17 protein-coding genes are annotated in these 19,339 nt (G+C 57.1%); 6 read left to right on the forward strand and 11 right to left on the reverse strand.

Annotation, left to right across the window (positions count from 1 at the left end; all coding sequences use genetic code 11):
* Nucleotides 1-32 precede the first annotated feature (32 nt).
* Genes R2A130_RS15665 through R2A130_RS15680 form a run of 4 tightly spaced genes read right to left on the reverse strand, consistent with a single transcriptional unit; the run spans nucleotide 33 to nucleotide 5,081 of the window.
* Nucleotides 33-1,184, reverse strand: coding sequence for an alpha/beta fold hydrolase (locus R2A130_RS15665; RefSeq protein ID WP_009465151.1), 1,152 nt, complete (start codon nucleotides 1,182-1,184; stop codon nucleotides 33-35).
* Nucleotides 1,181-2,194 carry a poly(R)-hydroxyalkanoic acid synthase subunit PhaE gene (locus R2A130_RS17825; protein WP_009465152.1) on the reverse strand — a complete coding sequence of 338 codons (1,014 nt, stop codon included), beginning with the start codon at nucleotides 2,192-2,194 and terminating at the stop codon, nucleotides 1,181-1,183. The genes R2A130_RS15665 and R2A130_RS17825 overlap by 4 nt, the downstream gene beginning before the upstream one ends.
* 10 nt (nucleotides 2,195-2,204) lie before the next feature.
* Entirely contained in the window at nucleotides 2,205-3,362 is a 1,158-nt protein-coding gene (locus R2A130_RS15675; protein ID WP_009465153.1) for an iron-containing alcohol dehydrogenase, read from the reverse strand.
* Between the two features lie 51 nt (nucleotides 3,363-3,413).
* On the reverse strand, nucleotides 3,414-5,081 hold the full coding sequence (locus R2A130_RS15680; RefSeq protein WP_009465154.1) for an acetolactate synthase large subunit: 1,668 nt from the start codon (nucleotides 5,079-5,081) through the stop codon (nucleotides 3,414-3,416).
* A 210-nt stretch (nucleotides 5,082-5,291) separates the two neighbouring features.
* Between R2A130_RS15680 and R2A130_RS15685 the strand changes: the two genes are divergently transcribed.
* The 4 genes from R2A130_RS15685 to R2A130_RS15700 all read left to right on the forward strand — a co-directional run bounded on the left by R2A130_RS15685 (nucleotide 5,292) and on the right by R2A130_RS15700 (nucleotide 9,021).
* Entirely contained in the window at nucleotides 5,292-5,687 is a 396-nt protein-coding gene (locus tag R2A130_RS15685) for a phasin family protein (RefSeq protein WP_009465155.1), read from the forward strand.
* A 189-nt stretch (nucleotides 5,688-5,876) separates the two neighbouring features.
* Nucleotides 5,877-6,563, forward strand: coding sequence for a polyhydroxyalkanoate synthesis repressor PhaR (gene phaR, locus R2A130_RS15690; protein WP_009465157.1), 687 nt, complete (start codon nucleotides 5,877-5,879; stop codon nucleotides 6,561-6,563).
* A 52-nt stretch (nucleotides 6,564-6,615) separates the two neighbouring features.
* Nucleotides 6,616-7,503 carry an alpha/beta fold hydrolase gene (locus tag R2A130_RS15695; RefSeq protein ID WP_009465158.1) on the forward strand — a complete coding sequence of 296 codons (888 nt, stop codon included), beginning with the start codon at nucleotides 6,616-6,618 and terminating at the stop codon, nucleotides 7,501-7,503.
* Nucleotides 7,504-7,584: 81 nt separating this feature from the next.
* Nucleotides 7,585-9,021: an NAD-dependent succinate-semialdehyde dehydrogenase gene (locus R2A130_RS15700; RefSeq protein ID WP_009465159.1), complete on the forward strand. Its 1,437-nt coding sequence runs from the start codon at nucleotides 7,585-7,587 to the stop codon at nucleotides 9,019-9,021.
* Nucleotides 9,022-9,260: 239 nt separating this feature from the next.
* Here R2A130_RS15700 and R2A130_RS18730 read toward each other — a convergent pair whose 3' ends face one another.
* Together R2A130_RS18730 and R2A130_RS17830 are read right to left on the reverse strand one after the other, a co-directional pair.
* Nucleotides 9,261-9,437 carry a hypothetical protein gene (locus R2A130_RS18730; RefSeq protein ID WP_009465160.1) on the reverse strand — a complete coding sequence of 59 codons (177 nt, stop codon included), beginning with the start codon at nucleotides 9,435-9,437 and terminating at the stop codon, nucleotides 9,261-9,263.
* Nucleotides 9,438-9,643: 206 nt separating this feature from the next.
* Nucleotides 9,644-10,792, reverse strand: a complete 1,149-nt coding sequence (locus tag R2A130_RS17830; RefSeq protein ID WP_009465161.1) for a zinc ABC transporter substrate-binding protein — start codon at nucleotides 10,790-10,792, stop codon at nucleotides 9,644-9,646.
* 112 nt (nucleotides 10,793-10,904) lie between these two features.
* Here R2A130_RS17830 and znuC point away from each other — a divergent pair, with 112 nt between their 5' ends.
* Entirely contained in the window at nucleotides 10,905-11,705 is an 801-nt protein-coding gene (gene znuC, locus R2A130_RS15710; protein ID WP_009465162.1) for a zinc ABC transporter ATP-binding protein ZnuC, read from the forward strand.
* Nucleotides 11,705-12,487, forward strand: a complete 783-nt coding sequence (locus R2A130_RS15715) for a metal ABC transporter permease (protein ID WP_009465163.1) — start codon at nucleotides 11,705-11,707, stop codon at nucleotides 12,485-12,487. Before znuC ends, R2A130_RS15715 begins: the two co-directional genes overlap by 1 nt.
* 20 nt (nucleotides 12,488-12,507) lie before the next feature.
* Here R2A130_RS15715 and R2A130_RS15720 read toward each other — a convergent pair whose 3' ends face one another.
* From R2A130_RS15720 to R2A130_RS15740, 5 genes are all read right to left on the reverse strand, one after another.
* Entirely contained in the window at nucleotides 12,508-13,599 is a 1,092-nt protein-coding gene (locus tag R2A130_RS15720; RefSeq protein ID WP_009465164.1) for an ABC transporter ATP-binding protein, read from the reverse strand.
* On the reverse strand, nucleotides 13,596-15,272 hold the full coding sequence (locus tag R2A130_RS15725; RefSeq protein ID WP_050786195.1) for an alpha-glucosidase family protein: 1,677 nt from the start codon (nucleotides 15,270-15,272) through the stop codon (nucleotides 13,596-13,598). Before R2A130_RS15725 ends, R2A130_RS15720 begins: the two co-directional genes overlap by 4 nt.
* A gap of 36 nt (nucleotides 15,273-15,308) precedes the next feature.
* Nucleotides 15,309-16,478: a carbohydrate ABC transporter permease gene (locus R2A130_RS15730; RefSeq protein WP_009465166.1), complete on the reverse strand. Its 1,170-nt coding sequence runs from the start codon at nucleotides 16,476-16,478 to the stop codon at nucleotides 15,309-15,311.
* Complete coding sequence (locus R2A130_RS15735) at nucleotides 16,475-17,470, reverse strand: carbohydrate ABC transporter permease (RefSeq protein WP_040306341.1); 996 nt, start codon at nucleotides 17,468-17,470, stop codon at nucleotides 16,475-16,477. The genes R2A130_RS15730 and R2A130_RS15735 overlap by 4 nt, the downstream gene beginning before the upstream one ends.
* Before the next feature lie 352 nt (nucleotides 17,471-17,822).
* On the reverse strand, nucleotides 17,823-19,184 hold the full coding sequence (locus tag R2A130_RS15740; RefSeq protein ID WP_040306343.1) for an ABC transporter substrate-binding protein: 1,362 nt from the start codon (nucleotides 19,182-19,184) through the stop codon (nucleotides 17,823-17,825).
* Nucleotides 19,185-19,339: the final 155 nt, after the last annotated feature.

Consider the following 19,339-nt stretch of genomic DNA (forward strand, 5'->3'; position numbering starts at 1 on the left):
TCCAACGCCCCTCCCAAGGCTGCCGCTTAGGGCTACTGCTTCGTCTTGCGTTCCATCCAGTCGACCAACCCACCAGCGACAACACCTTGCGCCTTGCCGGATACGAACACGCCGACATGACCGCCCGGAAAGCCGATTTCTTCGTAGAGATCATCCGCCACGAACTTACCCAGCGCCTTGGAACAAGATACCGGAATGATGTGATCGCGCAGCGCGAAAATATTGATGACGGGCATGTCGATCTTCGTCAGGTCCACCGCCTCACCACAAACCTCGAACGTGCCTTCGACAAGTTTGTTCTCGCGATAGAGATCGTTGAGCCATTGCCGTGCCGCCTCACCGGGGTGGTCTGGTCGGTCGGCGATCCACTTTTCCATACGCAGGAAATTGTCGAGCGCCTTCGGGTTACCGTCCATCGCGGCCAGCCCGATATTGTATTTCGTCATCGACGCCATCGGCGTGAGTGATGAGAATACGGCGCCCGTCATAGCACCGGGCAGATTGCCGTAGGTGTCGATGATCTTGTTCACGTCATCGGCATCCAGATTGCCAATCCAGGAATTGAGGAACCCCTCACCTTCCCAAAATTCATCAGGCCTGCCGTGAAAATCCACTGGCGTAATTGCCAACGCCAGACCGGAGAAAAGCTCGGGCCGTGTGGCAGCCAGCATCACCGCGAACGTGCCACCCTCACAAATGCCGAACAGGTTGATCGGCTTGCCGCCATTGGTCTCCACCACATGCTCCACGCAGTCGCCGAGATAACGGTCCACATAATCATCAAATGTGAGATAGCGGTCGGCCCGCGTCGGCGTGCCCCAATCCACCACATAGACGTCGATACCAGCAGCCAACAATGTGCGGACCAGCGAACGGTCATCTTGAAGATCGATCATGGTCTGACGACCGAACAACCCATAGCAAATCAGCACCGGTGGAATGTCGGCCCGTATGTCTGTGACAGGATGATAGTGGTCCACCCGAACCTTGTCGGTACGGAAAACCGTATCGGCAGGCGCGTCGGCAATCTTCACCTCTGAATCGCGTTGAGCCGCGATATAAGCGTTGGACTTCAGCGCCCGCGCACCGGTGGCGGCCATCTCAGACCACGCCAATTGCCAAGCCTGCATCGCTTGCGCGACCGGATCGGCCTCCGGTTCTTTTGCTGGACCGTCTTGGCTCAAGATGCGTCCGTATTTGCTGTGTCAGTCTTCGCTGTATTGGTAGCTTTGGACTTGCGGGCTGATTTGCTGGTCCGGCGCGTCGGTTTTTTCACATCACCGCCCTGCGCTTTGATCACCGCTTTCAGTTGGCGCTTCAGATCGCGCACTTCGCCGCGCACGTCGTGCAACTGTTTGGCCATGTCATCGACTTCGGAACGGGTGGGCATCTGCCATGCTTCTGCCCACTGCTCCGCCGCTTCGTTCATCCGCGCTTTCACATCGAGACCTGCGCGCAAAAGATTGCGTTGGGCATCAAGATAATCGCTCTGGCGTTGCGTCGAAAGAAGCTCGGCATTGGCAATCTTAAGCCATGCTTGCAGCGCCGCATTCACATCACCGGTCTTCAGATCATCCAGCGACCAGTCCTGCGCATAGGTGCTGTAGGCACGGCCCCATGCAGCACGAAGAACGGCGGCAAATTCACCAGCCGCCTTTTGATAATCCAGCCATTCACGGCTGGTCTGCGCAGCATCCATCCACGGCGCAGCAAGGTCTGCAAAGCGCGGGCCTTGAGCCACAGAATCCAGTATTTCGCGCAATTGTTCGGGTGCGAAATTAGCCCATGCATCCATTGCGAATGGCGCAGCTTTCGACGCATCGAATTGCTGGAACCCTTCCGCGAAATTTGGCATCGAACCGAAGGCAAAACCCGGCATTGTCATCGCCATTGGGTTGAACATCTGCGCGAACATGTCGGTGCCACCCCCATTCCAGATCGTGTCGGAACGGATTGGCGCGTTCGGCGCGCCATCTCTGTAGCCAGGCATCCATGCAGCCATCAGCTCACGCCACGTGTCCACAAGGTCATCGCCACCGGCGGCGCCGGGCGGGTTCATGCCGCCATTCATCGCGCCGCTCATGGCAGCCTGAAACTGCTCTGTGGCTTGCGCCTGAGCGTCCATCATAGCCTTGCCACCTTCGCTCCACATCTTCGCCATTTGAGCGAAAGCGTCACTGTCATCCTGTGCCATGGAGTTTCCTTTAGTTCAGAGCTGCGGTGTAAATCGCCAGCGCCGCATCATAGGTCATCTCGCGCGGATTGTTCACGAGCAAGCGGGTCTGTTTCATAGCATCTTCCGCAAGCATAGGCAGTTGGTTGTGGTTCACACCAACCTCGGCAAGCGTGGACTGCATACCCAGTTTCGGGCCAAGCGATTTGAAGCCGTCGATCATGCCCTGACCGATTTCGCTATCGGATTTGCCGGCAAGTTCAGGGAAGATCAGCGGACCAATTTCGGCGTACAGACCTTCGGCTGACGGCATGTTGAATTCCAGCACATGGGGCAGAACCAGCGCGTTCGATAGGCCATGCGGCACATGGAAATGGCCGCCCAGCGGATAGGCCAGCGCGTGAACCGCAGCCACCGGTGCGTTGGCAAATGCCATACCGGCGAGCATGGAACCGAGCAGCATCGCAGAGCGGGCTTCGCGGTTTTTGCCGTCGGAGCAAGCGGTTTCGATGTTAGCACCCAGCAGTTCCAGCGCTTGACGGGCCAGCGTGTCAGAAAGAATGTTTTTCTTATGCGCCGAGGTATAAGCCTCAATCGCGTGAACCATAGCGTCGATGCCGGTAGCCGCGGTCACAGCCGGTGGCAGACCGACAGTCAGTTCAGCGTCCAGAATAGCCCAGTCCGGCAGAAGCTGCGGCGACACCACGCCCTTCTTCTCATTCGTGCCGGTGGTGACGATGGAAATCGGCGTCACTTCCGAACCTGTGCCCGCCGTTGTTGGCGCAAGAACCAGCGGCAAGCGACCGCCGGTCACGAGGCCAACGCCGTACATTTCACCAATGGGCTGATCGCTGTTCATAAGCACCGCGATGAGCTTGGCCGTATCGAGCGATGAACCACCGCCCACCGAACAGACGCCATCGACGCCCGCAGCTTTCGCTTCTTCGACAGCCGTCAGCACCATGCTTTCCGGTGGGTCCGGCACAACGTCGTCGATGATGTGGGCGTCGATACCAGCAGCCTTCAGGCTGTCTAGCGCAGCAGCGGCAAGACCGAGTTCAAGAATGATCTTGTCGGTGACGAAAGCCACCTTCTTGCAGCCCTGCTTCGCCATGATCTCACCGATCTTCGCGGTGGAGCCCACTTCGGACAGGACATTGGGTGTGGTCTGGAATTGGAAGGCGTGCATGTTCGGGAAACCCTTTTGTTCGGTATCAGGTCGTGCTGTGCAGGTGTGTAATCAGACGTCTTCAGACTGATCGAGGCTGGTCATGCCCTTCAGGCGTTCCGTCAGCTTCATATTTTCAGAATAGTCGATCGGGCAATCGATAATCGACACGCCACCATCGTTCATGGCTGTCTTGATCGTGTCCAACAGATCTTCGGTTTTGGAAACGTGGTAGCCCTTGGCACCAAAGCTGTCGGCAAATTTTACGAAGTCCGGGTTGGTCACATCGATGTTCGACTTACGACCGTACTCACGCAGCTGATGCCACTCGATGAGGCCGTATTTATTGTCGTTGAAAATCAGGATCGTGATATTGAGGCCAAGGCGAACTGCCGTTTCGATTTCCTGATTGTTCATCATGAAGCCACTATCGCCGCAGACGGCCAGAATGTTGCGTTCGGGATAGACCAGTTTGGCAGCAATCGCGCCGGGCAGCGCGATACCCATCGACGCAAAGCCGTTGGAGATGATGCAGGTGTTAGGCCGTTCCGCTTGGAACATCCGCGCCATCCACATTTTATGCGCGCCGACATCGGAAATGACGATGTCTTCCGGGTTCATGGCCTTGCGCAGATCGGAGATGATTTTCTGCGGTTTGATCGGGTGCGCGGTGTCATCAGCGTAGCGGTTCAATTCCTTGACGATCTTCTTGCGAAGTTCCGGCATCGCCTTGTTCTTATCCTGATCACAGCGCGACGCGATGCGGTTCATGGAGTCCGTCAGGTCGCCCACGACACCGGCTTCAACGATGTAATGAGTGTCCACCTCTGCAGGTGAACCATCGATATGAACGATTTTCTCTTCCAGCTTCGGGTTCCAATAAGCAGGGTCGTACTCGACAAGATCGTAACCGATGCACAGCACCAGATCCGCTTCTTCGATACCGAAGGCGATAAGATCGTGCGCTTTCAGGCCAACGGTGCCCAGCGACAACGGGTGAGATGAAGGGATCGCACCCTTGGCCATGAATGTCGTGGCAACGGGAATGTTGACGGTTTCGGCAAGGTTCAACAATGCGTCGCATGCATTGTGGCGGATGACGCCATTACCCGCGATGATGATCGGGTTCTTGGCTTCATCAATCAGCTGCGCCACCTGACGGCATTTACCGGATGCTGCCTGTGGCGGCACCGGTTGCTGCACGCGCAATGGCGGCATCTCGTCGATTTCCATCTCAGCGACGTTCTCGGGAAAGTCGATGAACGCGGCACCGGGCTTTTCGGTTTGCGCAAACTTGAACGCCTTGCGGACGATCTCCGGCACAATTTCAGGTTCACGAATTTGCACGGAATACTTGGTGATCGGTGCAAACAGGTTCACCAGATCGAGCACCTGATGGCTTTCTTTGTGCATGCGGGTCGTTGCGCCCTGCCCGGCAATCGCAACCATCGGTGCGCGGTCCATATTGCCGTCGGCAACGCCGGTCACGAGGTTCGTGGCACCCGGGCCAAGCGTCGACATACAAACACCGGCACGGCCGGTCAGGCGGCCGTAAACGTCGGCCATAAACGCAGCTCCCTGTTCATGGCGCGTGATAACGAACTGGATAGGGCTGTCGAGCAGCGCATCCATCACACCGATATTCTCTTCACCGGGAATGCCGAAGATATATTCGACACCTTCGTTTTCAAGGCATTTTACAAGCAGTTGTGCGGAGCGAAGCCGGTTAGTTGTTTTCACAGAAGTTCCTTTGGCCCTTGATATGGCGCGTTAAAGTTGACCCAAACCTGAACACGAAACGTCGCAGTTTCTTGCCGGTTCCGATAGGGTTAAAAGCAAAAATTGTGCAGACGCACAATAAAAATGTTGCGCCGCACAAATTAAATGCTATGTTAGCTTCAATAGCGACGCAGAGTCGCTCGAAAAACGACCATCACAGGAGTGAATCACATGGCCAGCACCAAAGAAACAATGAACGAGCAGACTGCCGACATCATGGGCAAGAGCCAGGAATTCGTTACCACACACATCGCCAATTCCGAAAAAGCGATGGAATCGCTGATCGAGCTGAACGCAGCCGTGTTCAAGGGCGGCGAAGCAATCGCCAAGAAAATGTACGAAAACTACGTTTCCAACGTTGCAGCCACCTTCGACGGCGTAAAAGCCATGAACAAGGCCGGCGACGTGTCCGAATTCTTCAAAATCGCAACGTCCAACGTTGCTTCCGGCACCGAGCGCCTCGCTGACCAGACCAAAGGCGTTGCTGAACTCTCCGGCAAAGTCATGAAAGACACCGGCGAAGCAGCACGCGCAGCCTACTCCAAAGGCTTCGCAGTCAACCTGTAAAGACGAAGGTCGCCGGTTCCTCCCAACCGCGCAGACCACCTTTACCATTCAAGCCGTCGCGCTCGTTAATTCGGGTTCGGCGGCTTGTTTGTTTCTGCCCTTGCCCTATCATGATGCAGTGCAACATTCCTGATGGAACCGCACCGCCCCTCATCTGTTTAGACCGCAAGAACCGGAAACCGACACCCCATGTCTGACGCCAAATCTGACCCAAGGCCGACAAAAGCAGCGCCTGCCGCCAAACGTGGCCGCCCTTCCAAGAAGGAAAGCGGGCAAGATGGTTCTGATGGCTCAACAATCGTCATCCGCAAATACCCGAACCGACGTCTCTACAACACGGCGTCCTCCAGCTACATCAAGCTAGATGACATCGTAGACCTGATCGCCGATGACACGCCCTTCGTTATCGAAGACGCAAAGACGGGCGAGAACATCACCCGTTCGATCCTCAACCAGATCATCTACGAGCGCGAAAACGGTTCTGATGACGCCTTCCACTTTCCGCTGGAATTCCAAAAGCAGCTGATCGGCATGTATGGCGACAGCTACTCGAAAATGGTGCCTGACTATCTTACCCAGTCGCTTTCGCTTTTCGCGCAGGAGCGGGAGAAGATGGGCGAAGCCATGACGAAAGCCGTTGGCACCGCCATAGACCGCAACGCCCGTGCCATGATGGATTTCAGCCAGGCGCTCGCCAAGCAAAATATGGCGATGTTCAAACGCTCCTGGTCAATGTTTCTGCCAACGCTGAACCAGTCCGGAACAGAAACAACACCACAGGCCGATGCGGAAAAGCCCGCCCCCCGTGACGCCGAACTGGAAAATATTCAGGCGCAAATCGACGCCCTGCAATCCCGCCTCAAGGACATGAGCTAGACGGCTTTTCGCCTCGTCATTAGCCGCCCGCTCTCCCCACAACGGAACATTCATGCCCCACCGTAAAAAGCAGCCTGCCAAAGCCTACTCCAAGCACTACCATCTCGGTCTTGGATTCCACGGCTTCCACCGCATCAACTATCTGGAGTGGGGCAATGCGCAGGACTTTTCCCATCAGGAAACACTGTTCTGCGTCCACGGCCTGACGCGCAACGCTCGCGATTTCGATTTTTTCGCGAACCGCATGTGCGACATGTATCGTATCGTCTGTCCGGACGTTGTGGGCCGTGGCGACAGCGACCACATTCCCGAAGACGGCTACAACTACCTGCAATACAACGCAGATATGAACAGCCTAATTTCACGTTTGAACGTGACCGAGGTGAACTGGATCGGCACGTCCATGGGCGGCATCATCGGCATGGTGTTGGCATCGGTCGCCCAGTCTCCCATCAAGCGGCTTGTCATCAATGACATCGGTCCGGAAGTGTCCCGCGAGGCGCAGCTGAAGATCGCCGAATATATTGGCAAGAGCATCGATTTTGCGTCGGTGGAGGCCGTCGCTGACCATCTGAAGAACATCTATTACGAGTTCGCCCCCATGACGGAGGAGGACTGGATGCATATGGCAAAATACTCATGCCGCCGCACAAAAGCCGGCACGTGGCGGCTGAAAGTCGACAATCGCGTCGGCGAAGCGTTCCGCGAAAGCATCTCCTATTTCAACGTCGATATGTGGGAAACTTGGGAACGCATAACCTGCCCCGTTCTCGTATTACGCGGCAAAAATTCGTCCTTCCTGTCGGAAGAGACCGCTGAAAAAATGCTGACCTGCGGGCCGCAAACCACATTGGTGGAATTCGACGATACCGGTCACACACCGACGCTGCGCAACGAAGAACAATGCGACGTCATCGCCGAATGGCTGGCCAGCAACTAATCTCACCCTATCACGTCGCAACCACCCCAAGGCAAACGACGGGAATGCAGGCGCAACGAACGACTTTCAAGGAACGACTACATGAAAAATCTCCGCAGAACACAGTGCCTCATCAACGGCGAATGGACGGGCGGCGAAGACATGCCCGTGCTCGACCCTGCCACAGGCGAACAGATCGCCATGGTGCCCAAGATGGGTGCCGACGAGACCAACCGCGCCATCGATGCCGCAGCCACCGCATTCGAAAGCTGGTCCAAAACCACCGCCAAGGAACGCGCAGCCATCCTGCGCCTCTGGTACGAACTCGTCGTCGAAAACGCCGATGAAGTCGCCGCCATCCTGACATCCGAACAGGGCAAACCACTGGCAGAGGCCAAAGGCGAAGTTCTCTACGCCGCATCCTTCATCGAATTTTACGGCGAAGAAGCCAAGCGCATTCATGGCGAAACCATCCCCTCCCCGTGGCCGGACGGACGCATCGTCGTCATCCGTCAGCCCATCGGCGTGGTCGCTGCAATCACCCCGTGGAATTTTCCGGCTGCGATGATCACCCGTAAGGTCGCCCCCGCATTTGCCGCTGGCTGCACGGCTATCGTGAAGCCCGCCGAAGACACGCCGCTGACCGCATTTGCGCTGGCCGCACTGGCACAGGAAGCTGGCCTTCCAGCGGGCGTTTTGAACGTCGTGACCGGCGACGCGCCAGCCATCGGCGGTGCCATGTGCGATAGCTCCGATGTGCGCGCCCTCACCTTCACCGGCTCCACGCCCGTGGGCAAAATCCTAATGCGCCAGTGCGCCGACACCGTTAAGGTGATGGGTCTAGAACTGGGCGGCAACGCGCCCTTCATCGTCTTCGATGACGCCAATATCGACAAGGCCGTCGAAGGCGCCATGGCGTCCAAATTCCGCAACGCCGGCCAAACCTGCGTCTGCGCCAACCGCATCTATGTTCAAGACGCGGTCTATGATGAATTCGCCGAGAAACTCACTGCCGCTGTCAACAAACTCGTCGTCGGGCCCGGTGACGAAGCCGCCTCCACGACCGGCCCTCTCATCAATGATGCTGCCATCGACAAGGTGCAGAAGCTGGTCGCAGACGCCATGGACAAGGGCGCAACGGTCGCAACCGGCGGCGTGGTTTCCGACAAAGGCCCACGCTTCTACGAGCCCACCGTGTTGACCAACGTCACCACCGACATGGCTGTAACCAACGAAGAAATCTTCGGCCCCGTTGCACCGCTCTACCGGTTCGAGGACGAAGAAGAAGTGATCGAGCTGGCCAACGCAACACCGTTCGGCCTAGCCTCTTACTTCTTCGCCCGCGACATCGGTCGCGTCTGGCGCGTAGCGGAAGCGCTGGACTACGGCATGGTGTCGATCAACTCCGGCGTGCTCTCCACCGAAGTCGCTCCGTTCGGTGGCGTGAAGGAATCCGGTCTGGGCCGCGAAGGCTCCACCCACGGCGTCGATGAATTCACCGAGATGAAATACCTGATGATGGGCGGCCTGCACGACTAGACCGGTAACCGCGACACATCCCCCAACACTCCCTTGTCATCCCCGCCCCCGGGTCAAGCCCGAGGGCGGGGATGATAGCCGAATTGTGGTGAGTGGTTGAGAAATCTATCCCCGCTCTCCGTGCCCACCCCATACTACCCCTTCTTTCGCGCATGAGCCGACGGTCCGGACCGTCCTGATCGTTGCGTGGAAGCGATCCTTCCGTCGCGCGCGCTTAACGGTCGCAAGCGGGCGGAGCTCTATGTCGCACCGGCAGGGCTGCCACAACAGCTTCGGGACCGGACGTCGAACGTCAGTAATGGCGGGCCGAAGGCAAGGCCGATGAACCGCAGATTATCGCGGTTCATTTTCGGGGAGGTGACGGGAATGGTGTTGAGACACACTCGCAGCAGGATTGAGCGGGGCGAAGGTGTCATGCCTTTTCGCCTGAGACTACAGGCTAACGGCAGACTTCTTCGTCCCGCTGGCTCTTTATTTTACGGGGTCGCTTGCGCTTTGGCGCAGCCAAAACGGCGACACCTTACTCCCCGTTCGGACGTCGTGAGACGGGCCGGGGTTCTTGCTCGTCCGCAATCCCAATCCTCCGCTTCAAACAAGACGCAGGCAACTAAAAGCTCTGGCCTTACCCCTTCGCGCAGCCTGCTACTGCATCACCAAGCGCGGCCATCATAGATTCGTAAAGCTCCGGTCCATCGGCTTGTTCAAAGCCCAACTGATCTACTGTTACGACCACCGTGTCTCGACCTTCAGTTAGCGTGCTGATCTGCCCGGGCTTGGTGCTGGCCTCGACCAACAGGCAACCGGGTTTTTCGGCAAGCGCGGCGCGGACCGACGAAACACCTTGTGCGCTGCCACCTTCGGTATTCGCACCCAGCAGCGTGTCGCCCTTGGTCAGCCCATAGCGCTCCATAAAGCGGGAGATGGAATCGTGGACTTGATAAATCGGCAGGCTGCTTTCACGCACGGCCGCGGTCTTCTCACGCAGGCTGGCATCCAACGCCTTCAGGCGGGCGGTCAACGCTTCGGCATTGGCGCGATAGGTCGCTTCGTTAGCAGCATCGACAGATACAAGACCATCGGTGATGGCTTCCACCATCTCGACCATCTCAACAGGGTCGAGCCACACATGCGGGTCGTCACCATGATTATGGTGGTCGTGGCCTTCATGGCCATCCTCCGCCTTGGCTTCCTTAGCGTGGTCATGGTCGTCATGCCCATCCTCAGCCTTAGCCTCCTTGGCGTGATCGTGGTCATCATGCCCATCCTCAGCCTTAGCCTCCTTGGCGTGATCGTGGTCATCATGCCCATCCTCAGCCTTAGCCTCCTTGGCGTGATCGTGGTCATCATGACCGTCTTCGGCTTTAGCCTCCTTGGCGTGGTCATCATGATCGTCGTGCTTCTCTGCGCCATGCTCGCCCTCTTCGCCTTCCATAAGCGTGATCACCTTCGATGTATCGGCAAGAGAATCGATGGCCTTATCGAGGCGTGTCGACATGCTTGGCCCAACCCAAATGACGAGATCCGCGTTAGAAAGCGCCCGCGCTTTTGATGGTGTCAGGCTAGCGGTGTGCGGGTCGGCATTGCCCTCAATCAAAAGTTCAGGAGTGCCAACGCCCTGCATCAGGGTGGCAACCACAGAATGAATTGGGCGAATGCTGACAGCAACATCAACGGCCCATGCTGCTGTGGTAAACTGGGTGGCCGCAACCGTTGAGAGTGCCGTTGTGAGTGCCGTTGTGAGCGCTGTGGTGAGAAGCAAGCGTTTGAACATGATAGATAAGACCCTGTGTTTTAAGCCGCCCGGTTTGTGAATTTTTGGGCTTTGTGTCAGGTGAAAGATGTGGCATTTAATGTAACAATGAAAAGTACGATATACTGATCTCATGAGCGAACGCAACATCATTGAATTAAAACAGGCAGGCTTTCGAGCTGGCGAGCGCTGGGCCGTTCGCGATGTGTCGTTCACCGTGCAGCCGGGCGAAATCGTGACGTTGATCGGCCCTAATGGTTCCGGCAAATCCACCACCGCGAAGCTGGCACTCGGTATTACCAAACCAACAGCAGGCACCGCTACCCGCACCGCTGATCTGACCATCGGCTACGTGCCGCAGAAGATGTCGATTGACTGGACCTTGCCGCTGACGGTCTCGCGCTTCATGCGTTTGACCGACCGTCTTACGAGCGATGAAACTCTTGCAGCACTGCAACGCACCGGTGTTGCCCAACTGGTGAACGACCAAATGAGAACGCTTTCCGGCGGAGAATTCCAGCGCGTCCTTCTGGCCCGCGCCATCGCCCGAAAACCGGATTTACTCGTGCTGGACGAACCCGCGCAGGGCGTTGATTTTCAGGGCGAGATCGAACTCTACCAACTGATCGGAGACCTGCGTAACGAATTAAATTGCGGCGTGTTGATGATCTCCCACGACCTGCATCTCGTTATGGCGCAAACCGATAAAGTGATCTGCCTCAACGGCCATATGTGCTGCGCGGGAACGCCCACCACGGTCACGGAGAGCGACGATTACCGCAACCTGTTTGGCACCCGCGCAGGCGAAGCGCTGGCCATCTATCAACACAGCCACGACCACAAACACCTGCCCGATGGCACCGTGCAATTGGCAGACGGCACAGTTGCCGACCATTGCGACACCTGTGGTACCGAACACGGTGAAAACAGCTAATGGATGACTTTCTTATTCGTGCCGGCGTGGCTGCGGTCGGTGTGGCGCTGGTTGCGGGGCCTTTGGGCTGTTTCGTGATCTGGCGGCGGCTTTCCTATTTTGGCGACACGCTGGCCCATGGCGCACTTCTTGGCGTAGCCCTATCCTTCCTCTTGGGTTTAGCACCCGTAGCAATTGTATTTCTGGTCTGCGCATTCATCGCGCTGGCACTGTTTGCACTACAACGCGATGGCGCGCTGGCGTCTGATGCAATTTTGGGCATCCTGTCCCACGGATCGTTGGCGCTTGGCATGGTTGCAATCGGGGCGATGTCTTGGCTGCGCGTCGACCTCACCGGACTTCTGTTCGGCGATATCCTCGCGGTGAACATGAATGATATTCTCACCATCTGGATCGGCGGCGCGGTCTGTCTTGCCGTTCTTGTGCTGATCTGGAACCGGCTTTTTGCAGCCACCGTAAACGGCGATATCGCAGCAGCCGAAGGGCAGCAGCCGGAACGCATCACATTGGTGTTCATGTTGTTGGTGGCAGGCGTGATCGCCATCGCCATGAAGGTGGTTGGTGTGTTGCTGATAACCGCGTTGTTGATCGTGCCTGCCGCCACTTCGCGGCGGTTGGCACATACGCCCGAAGCAATGGCGGTGGTCGCGTCACTGCTGGGCGCAGCGTCTGCCGTGCTTGGATTATGGGCGTCACTGCAGTGGGACGTTCAAGCAGGCCCAGCCATCGTCGTGGCCGCGCTGGTACTGTTCGTGGGAAGCCTCGCCATCCCCCAGCGGTAGAAGCCGTGGTAGGGTGGCGGTTATCGCAGCAGTGTGCGTCCATCGGCACCAAACAGGTGCATCTTGTCGGGATCAGCGGTGAATTTCACATGCTCGCCGCGCTTAAAATCACCGGTACCTGGGGTTTTTGCGACCAACGGATCAGGCGTTCCTTCAAGATCGAAATAGAGGTTCGTGACTTCGCCAAGCGACTCAACCAATGAAAGAGGCCCCTCAATCAAAGCCTTCGCCTTACCCGTGATGAGCGTCATATCCTCAGGGCGGAAACCGAGCGACACGGCAGTGCCTTCCAGTTCCTTGTCAGTGGCAATCGGCACTTTGACTTCGTTGCCGGATGCGAGCCGCACGGTAGAAATTTTCCCGGCCTTGGCCAGCGTTGCCGACACGATATTCATGGCTGGTGAGCCGATGAATTGCGCCACGAACAAATTGGCTGGACGTTCGTAAAGATCGATAGGAGCGCCGACCTGTTCCAGATAACCGGCAGACAGCACCACGATGCGGTCGGCCAAGGTCATGGCCTCAACCTGATCGTGAGTGACGTAGATCATCGTCGTTTCCGGCATAGACTCCTTCAGCTTCGCGATCTCGATACGGGTCGCAACACGGAGCGCGGCATCGAGGTTCGAGAGCGGTTCGTCGAACAGGAACACTTTCGGATCGCGGCAAATGGCGCGGCCAATAGCGACGCGCTGGCGTTGGCCACCGGACAAAGCCTTGGGCAGGCGAGTGAGATATTCGTTCAGCTGGAGTATTTCGGAAGCCGAACGCACACGGCGGTCGATCTCTTCGGGCGACGCTTTCGCGATCCGCATGCCGAAGGCCATGTTGTCGTAAACCGTCATATGCGGATAAAGCGCGTAGGACTGGAACACCATGGCAATGCCGCGCTGGGACGGCGGCATTTCATTGACGCGTTCGCCACCGATTTGAAGCTCACCGGCGGTGATGCTTTCCAGCCCCGCAATCATGCGAAGAAGGGTAGATTTACCGCAACCGGATGGGCCCACGAAGACGATAAACTCGCCCTCGTCGATTTCCAGATCGATACCGTGGATGACCTCGGTCTCGCCGTAGCTCTTGTAGACATCGTTCAGTTGCAGCGCACTCATACCTGTTCTCCCCCGTCGGCCCGTTGTTCCTTCATTGCGTAGTAAGCGCCGAAGGGGGGCAAAGTCAGTTTATGGTCTTCGATGGTCGCCCCGCTTCCGGGGCCTTCCAGTGTCGATAGTCCGCCGTCAGGCAGCGTCGTAGAAACGCTTTCGTCGCTCATATTCAGCGCGACAAAAATCGTGGTGCCGCGATACGTGCGTGTGAAGGTGAGCAAGTTCGGATTATCGCCGATAAAACGGATATCGCCCTTGGCAAAAGCGGGATGGGCCGCGCGGAAATGGATGATTTCCATGTAGCGGGCGAGCAAGCTATCATCATCACCAAGCTGCGCGTCGGCGGCCAGATGGATGTGTTCGGCAGCCACCGGCAGCCATGGATCGCCCTGTGTGAAACCGCCTTTGGGATCGTTATCCGTCCAGACCATCGGCGTCCGGCAACCATCACGGCCCTTGAAGGTGGGCCAGAAGCGAATGCCGTAGGGGTCCTGCAAATCCTCATACGCAATCTGCGCTTCGGTGAGGCCGAGTTCTTCACCCTGGTAGAGGCAGACGGAACCGCGAAGCGCCAAAATGAGCGAGGCCGTCATCCGCAGATAGGCATCGCGTTGCTCAATCTGGTCCGCCCAGCGGGAAGCGTGACGGACGACATCGTGGTTTGAAAACGCCCAACAGGCCCAGCCATCCGGCGCGGTTTTCTCAAACGCCTGCACAACTTCACGCACCTTCGGTGCAGATACCGGTTCCGGCGCGAGGAAATCGAAAGCGTAGCACATGTGGACCATGTCATCGCCAGACGTGTAGTCGGCAACAATCTGCAAACCGTTCTCGGCATCACCCACTTCGCCCACAGCAGCGGCGGCAGGGTACTCGTCCAGCAACGCGCGGAAGCGTTTCAGAAAGTCGAGATTTTCCGGCTGGTTCTTGTCGTGCTGGTGGCTCTGATAATTGTAAGGGTTCACCGTTGGCGCGATGGAATTGTTCCGCTTTTCCTTCGCCAGCGCCGGATTGTCAGCAAGCCCTTCGGAGTGGAAATAGAAGTTGATCGTGTCCAACCGGAAGCCATCCACGCCACGGTCGAGCCAGAAACGAACAGTGTCGAGCAACGCATCCTGCACGTCACGATTGTGGAAGTTCAAATCCGGCTGGGAGGTGAGGAAGTTGTGCAGGAAATACTGGCAGCGGCTCGTGTCCCACTGCCACGCAGAACCACCGAAAATCGACAGCCAGTTGTTGGGCGGCGAACCATCTTCCTTGGCATCGGCCCACACATACCAATCAGCCTTGTCGTTCTCGGCATCAACACGACTTTCCTTGAACCACTCGTGCTGATCGGAAGAATGAGAGATCACTTGGTCGATCATAACCTTGAGGCCGAGGCGGTGGGCCTCCGCGATCATCGCATCGAAATCGGCGATGGAACCGAACATCGGATCAACGTCGGTATAGTTCGACACGTCGTAGCCAAAATCTTCCATCGGCGATGTGAAAAAGGGCGAAATCCAGATCGCGTCCACGCCGAGCGCTGCCACATAAGGCAGGCGCATAGTGATGCCACGCAGATCACCGATGCCGTCATCGTTGCTGTCCTGGAACGAGCGCGGGTAGATCTGATAGATCACCGCGCCGCGCCACCAATCCTTGTCCGGATTATGTGCGGTTACGATGCCCGGCACGTCCTGCGCCCTCGTGTCATGCAATACGTTCAAAAGTCAGCCCCCTTTCACGGAACCGGCGAGCAGGCCGCGCACGAGATAACGTTGCAGCGAAAAGAACACGATGATCGGCACGATAATCGTGACGAAGGCAGACGCTGTGAGAATTTCCCAGTTGCCGCCCCGCGACCCCAGAAGCTCGCGCAGACGCCCAGTCAGCACCAACTGCTCTTCATTGTTACCGAGGAAAACGGTGGCCACGAGCAAGTCGTTCCACACCCAAAGGAATTGGAAAATGGCGAACGACGCGAGCGCAGGAAACGATAGCGGCAGGATAATTTTGCGGAAGATATCAAAGTCCGACGCACCATCGACGCGGGCGGACTCAATAATTTCCTTGGGCAATCCGACGATGTAATTTCGCAGCAGATAGATCGCCAGCGGAAGACCAAACGCGGTGTGAGCCAACCATATGCCGACGTAACTTTTCGCAAATCCCGACCCGCCTTGAAGTCCGAGAAGATTGTCGAGACCGATATAGATTTGCAGCAGCGGAATGAGCGACATTTGGAGCGGTACAACCAGCAGGCCGACCACAACGGCGAGCAGCAAGGCACGCCCCGGAAACTCCATCCACGCCAGCGCATAAGCAGCATATGCCGCAATGAGGATCGGGATGATCGTTGCAGGTATCGTGACGGTCAGCGTGTTGATGAACGACTGCCCCAGCCCTTCGGCAAACAACACTTTCTCGTAATTTTCGGTGGTGAATTTCGGCGGTTCCGTAGCGGTAACGAAAATGCGTTGCCCACGCCCGCCGTCCCGCGCCTCATCATATTCGATCCGCCAAGACCCGTCGGCATTCACCGTCAACGTACCGCCCCGGCGCAGTTCGGCAGACGCGCCCGGCTCGAAAGCCGTAGGCGCGCGGGAGGATATGCCGAACGCTTCAATGGACCCACCGGACCCGTCGAAAACATTGCCTTCCAGAACCCACTTGTCACCGTCCTGGACAGCAGTTTCAGGCCCGGGTGCGCGGATAGCAGGAAGATTGCGTTTGTTAGAGCTTCCCGCCGTCCACCAACCGGTGACGGCAAGTTGATCCTTGTCACGTAACGACGAAACCAGGATGCCAAGGGTAGGGATCGTCCATACGATCACCAGCAGCAAGGCGGAGATATTGACGACCCATGTAAGGGCCGGACGGGAACCAACCATACCACTCATGTCATATCCTTCCGGGCTTCGCGGATGTTCCAGATCATGATCGGGATGACCATCGCCATAATGACCAGCGCGATGGCCGAGGCTCGGCCATAGTCGCCGCCACCGCGGAACATCCAGTCGAACATGTAGTTGGCCAGAACCTGCGTGTTCCACTGACCGTTGGTCATGGCGAGCACGATGTCGAAAACCTTGAGAACCAGAATGGTGATCGTGGTCCAAACCACGGCAATCGTGCCCCAGATTTGCGGCACCTTGATCTTGAAGAAAATCTGCAATGGGCTTGCGCCATCGATAACCGCAGCCTCAATCGTCTCTTCGGAAATGCCTCGCAGAGCTGCTGACAGGATGACCATGGCAAACCCGGTCTGAATCCATATCAGGATGATCATAAGGAAGATGTTGTTCCAGAAAGGCACCGTAATCCACGCCTGCGGATCGCCACCAAAGAAGGTCACGATAGCGTTGATGAGGCCAATCTGCTCGCTGTCGGGACCGCGATATTCGTAGATGAACTTCCAGATCACCGACGCACCGATGAAGGAAATCGCCATGGGCATAAAGATCAGCGATTTGGCAAAGTTGCCCCACGCAATGCGGTCAGTCAGCGCCGCCGCAAGCAGTCCGAAGAGCGTCGCACCGGCAGGAACGATGAGCAGCCACAAGATATTGTTGAAGAAAGATTCGCGAAATTCCGGATCGTTGAACAACCATTGGTAATTGGCCGTTCCAACGAATTCGCGACCGTTCACATCCTTGAAAGACAGCCACAGAGAATTGAAAACCGGATAAACGAGATAGAGCCCTAACAGCACTACGGCAGGGCCAAGAAAAAGCCATGGGCGCACCTGCGCGGTAACCGCCATGTTCGCAACAGCGGCATCGCCCTGTGCCGGATAGACGCGGTCAAGCAACCAGTTGGTGCCGAAGAAATAAGCAAAGCACGCGGCCACGCCGAGGATGACCACAAGGCTTGCATTGATGAGCGGTCCCATGGGGAAAACCGCCGCGATGAGAGAATAGACAACCAAGGCAACGAAGGTCGCGATCACTATTGCAATCGTGATGATACCAAGAACAAGCCCGAGTATCTTCAGCGGGTTCGCACGCACCGGAATCACCGGCACAGGCTTCTGCTTAACGGCACCGGCGGCAACCGGCCCGGTGGCTGCAAGGCCGCCCGCAATTGTGGACGCACGTTCTTCCATGGCTCCCTCCCCGCTCCGTGGCTATGCACGGAAACTGTCTCCCTCGACCCGTCAGCGCTTATCGCGCGCCGTTTACGGGCAGTTCGGGTCTGCGCGGAACAACTGCCCGCGCAGGCCCTGATCCGTCGTAGGCATGAGCCTACTTGATGGCGTCCCATTCTTTCTGGATGCCTGCGGCCACTTCTGCTGCGGGCTTGCCACCAGCGTAGTCGACCATGCCGGTCCAGAATGCGCCTGCGCCAATTTTGCCGGGCATCAGGTCGGAACCATCAAAGCGGAAGGTCGTGGCATTGGTGAGAATTTCACCCTGCTTGCGGGTGGAATCATCCGGGTAAGTCGCAGCGTTTGCAGACTTAGACGGCGTCAGGAACGCGCCCTGCGCCATCATGATTTCGCTTGCGATTGGCGTCTTCAAGAACTGCATGAACGCACGAGCCGCTGGCGACTCCTTGGTCATGGCAAGCAGGATGCCAGCACCCAAAACCGGCGTGCCGAGATCTTTTTCAGCAAATGCCGGGAAGTAGAAGAAGTCGGCATCCTGACCGAGCTTCGTCCCCTCTGGGAAGAATGCCGGAATGAACGACGCCTGACGGTGCATGTAGCACTTGGGTGGCGAAGCAAACATGCCCTTCGGTGAGTCGCGGAAGTCGGTTGTCGCAACAGCACCGGCACCGCCATCGACATATTTGTCGTTGCGGGCAAATGCGCCGAACTCGTCGATAGCCGCCACAATGCGCGGATCATCAAAGCCAATTTCGTTCTTCACCCACTGGTCGTAGACGTCTGGCGACTGTGTGCGAAGCAGCAGGTCTTCCACCCAGTCGGTTGCCGGCCAACCGGTGGCTGCACCTGAACCCAGACCGATGCACCATGGTGTTTCGCCATCGGCAACAATCTTGTCGGACAGCGCCTTCAACTCTTCCATCGTAGATGGAATTTCATAACCGGCATCCTCGAAATTTTCCGGGATGTACCAGACCAGCGATTTCACGTTCACGTTGAACGGAATAGCGTAGAAATCATCATTGCCGCTGGCGTCTTTATAGGTGCCAAGTGCTGTCCAGGATGGACCGGCGGCGAACTCGTCATTCACATAGGCTTCGACATCATCAGCCAGCGGAACCAGTTGGCCTTTTGCGGCAAGGTTTGCTGCAAGACCGGGCTGCGGAAATGCGGAGATGTTCGGTGCAGAACCGGCTTCGGCGTCGATTACGATCTGCTGCTCGAAGCTGTCGGAACCAGCGTAGGTAGCGTTGGCACCGGTGGCCGCGTTGAAATATTTGATAAGCTCGTTGAAATTGTCTTTCTCAGCACCGGTCCATGGGCCGAAGATGGAAAGCGCTTCGCCTTCAAGCTTTGGGGCAGCCGCCTTATAAGCGTCGTAGCTGGCCCAGTTGAAGGCGCCCTCACCCGGTGCAAATTTCATGTTGCCGTGGCCGTCCGCAAGCGCCGGAGTGGATACGGCAAGTGCCAGCAGACTGGCAGCGATCAATTTTTTCATGGTGTTCTCCCTGAACCATTTCCCGCCGGCTTCACGTTTGAGGCCAACAGTTGAAAATGTTGCGCTGAACAGGATCTTCGCCCGGATTTCAGCAAATTTTACGCCCGAAAAGAAATCCAAAGCGCTTTGGAAGATGAGGTTGACCATCGCTAACA

The organism is Ahrensia sp. R2A130, assembly GCF_000179775.1.
GTDB lineage: Bacteria > Pseudomonadota > Alphaproteobacteria > Rhizobiales > Rhizobiaceae > Pseudahrensia.

Excerpts from the sequence above, each read along its gene's own strand:
- R2A130_RS17825 (WP_009465152.1), bottom strand. The coding sequence starts at position 2,194 with ATGGCACAGGATGACAGTGACGCTTTCGCTCAAATGGCGAAGATGTGG.
- R2A130_RS15675 (WP_009465153.1), bottom strand. The coding sequence starts at position 3,362 with ATGCACGCCTTCCAATTCCAGACCACACCCAATGTCCTGTCCGAAGTG.
- R2A130_RS15685 (WP_009465155.1), top strand. The coding sequence starts at position 5,292 with ATGGCCAGCACCAAAGAAACAATGAACGAGCAGACTGCCGACATCATG.
- phaR (WP_009465157.1), top strand. The coding sequence starts at position 5,877 with ATGTCTGACGCCAAATCTGACCCAAGGCCGACAAAAGCAGCGCCTGCC.
- R2A130_RS15695 (WP_009465158.1), top strand. The coding sequence starts at position 6,616 with ATGCCCCACCGTAAAAAGCAGCCTGCCAAAGCCTACTCCAAGCACTAC.
- R2A130_RS15700 (WP_009465159.1), top strand. The coding sequence starts at position 7,585 with ATGAAAAATCTCCGCAGAACACAGTGCCTCATCAACGGCGAATGGACG.
- R2A130_RS18730 (WP_009465160.1), bottom strand. The coding sequence starts at position 9,437 with ATGACACCTTCGCCCCGCTCAATCCTGCTGCGAGTGTGTCTCAACACC.
- R2A130_RS17830 (WP_009465161.1), bottom strand. The coding sequence starts at position 10,792 with ATGTTCAAACGCTTGCTTCTCACCACAGCGCTCACAACGGCACTCACA.
- znuC (WP_009465162.1), top strand. The coding sequence starts at position 10,905 with ATGAGCGAACGCAACATCATTGAATTAAAACAGGCAGGCTTTCGAGCT.
- R2A130_RS15715 (WP_009465163.1), top strand. The coding sequence starts at position 11,705 with ATGGATGACTTTCTTATTCGTGCCGGCGTGGCTGCGGTCGGTGTGGCG.
- R2A130_RS15720 (WP_009465164.1), bottom strand. The coding sequence starts at position 13,599 with ATGAGTGCGCTGCAACTGAACGATGTCTACAAGAGCTACGGCGAGACC.
- R2A130_RS15730 (WP_009465166.1), bottom strand. The coding sequence starts at position 16,478 with ATGAGTGGTATGGTTGGTTCCCGTCCGGCCCTTACATGGGTCGTCAAT.
- R2A130_RS15735 (WP_040306341.1), bottom strand. The coding sequence starts at position 17,470 with ATGGGACCGCTCATCAATGCAAGCCTTGTGGTCATCCTCGGCGTGGCC.
- R2A130_RS15740 (WP_040306343.1), bottom strand. The coding sequence starts at position 19,184 with ATGAAAAAATTGATCGCTGCCAGTCTGCTGGCACTTGCCGTATCCACT.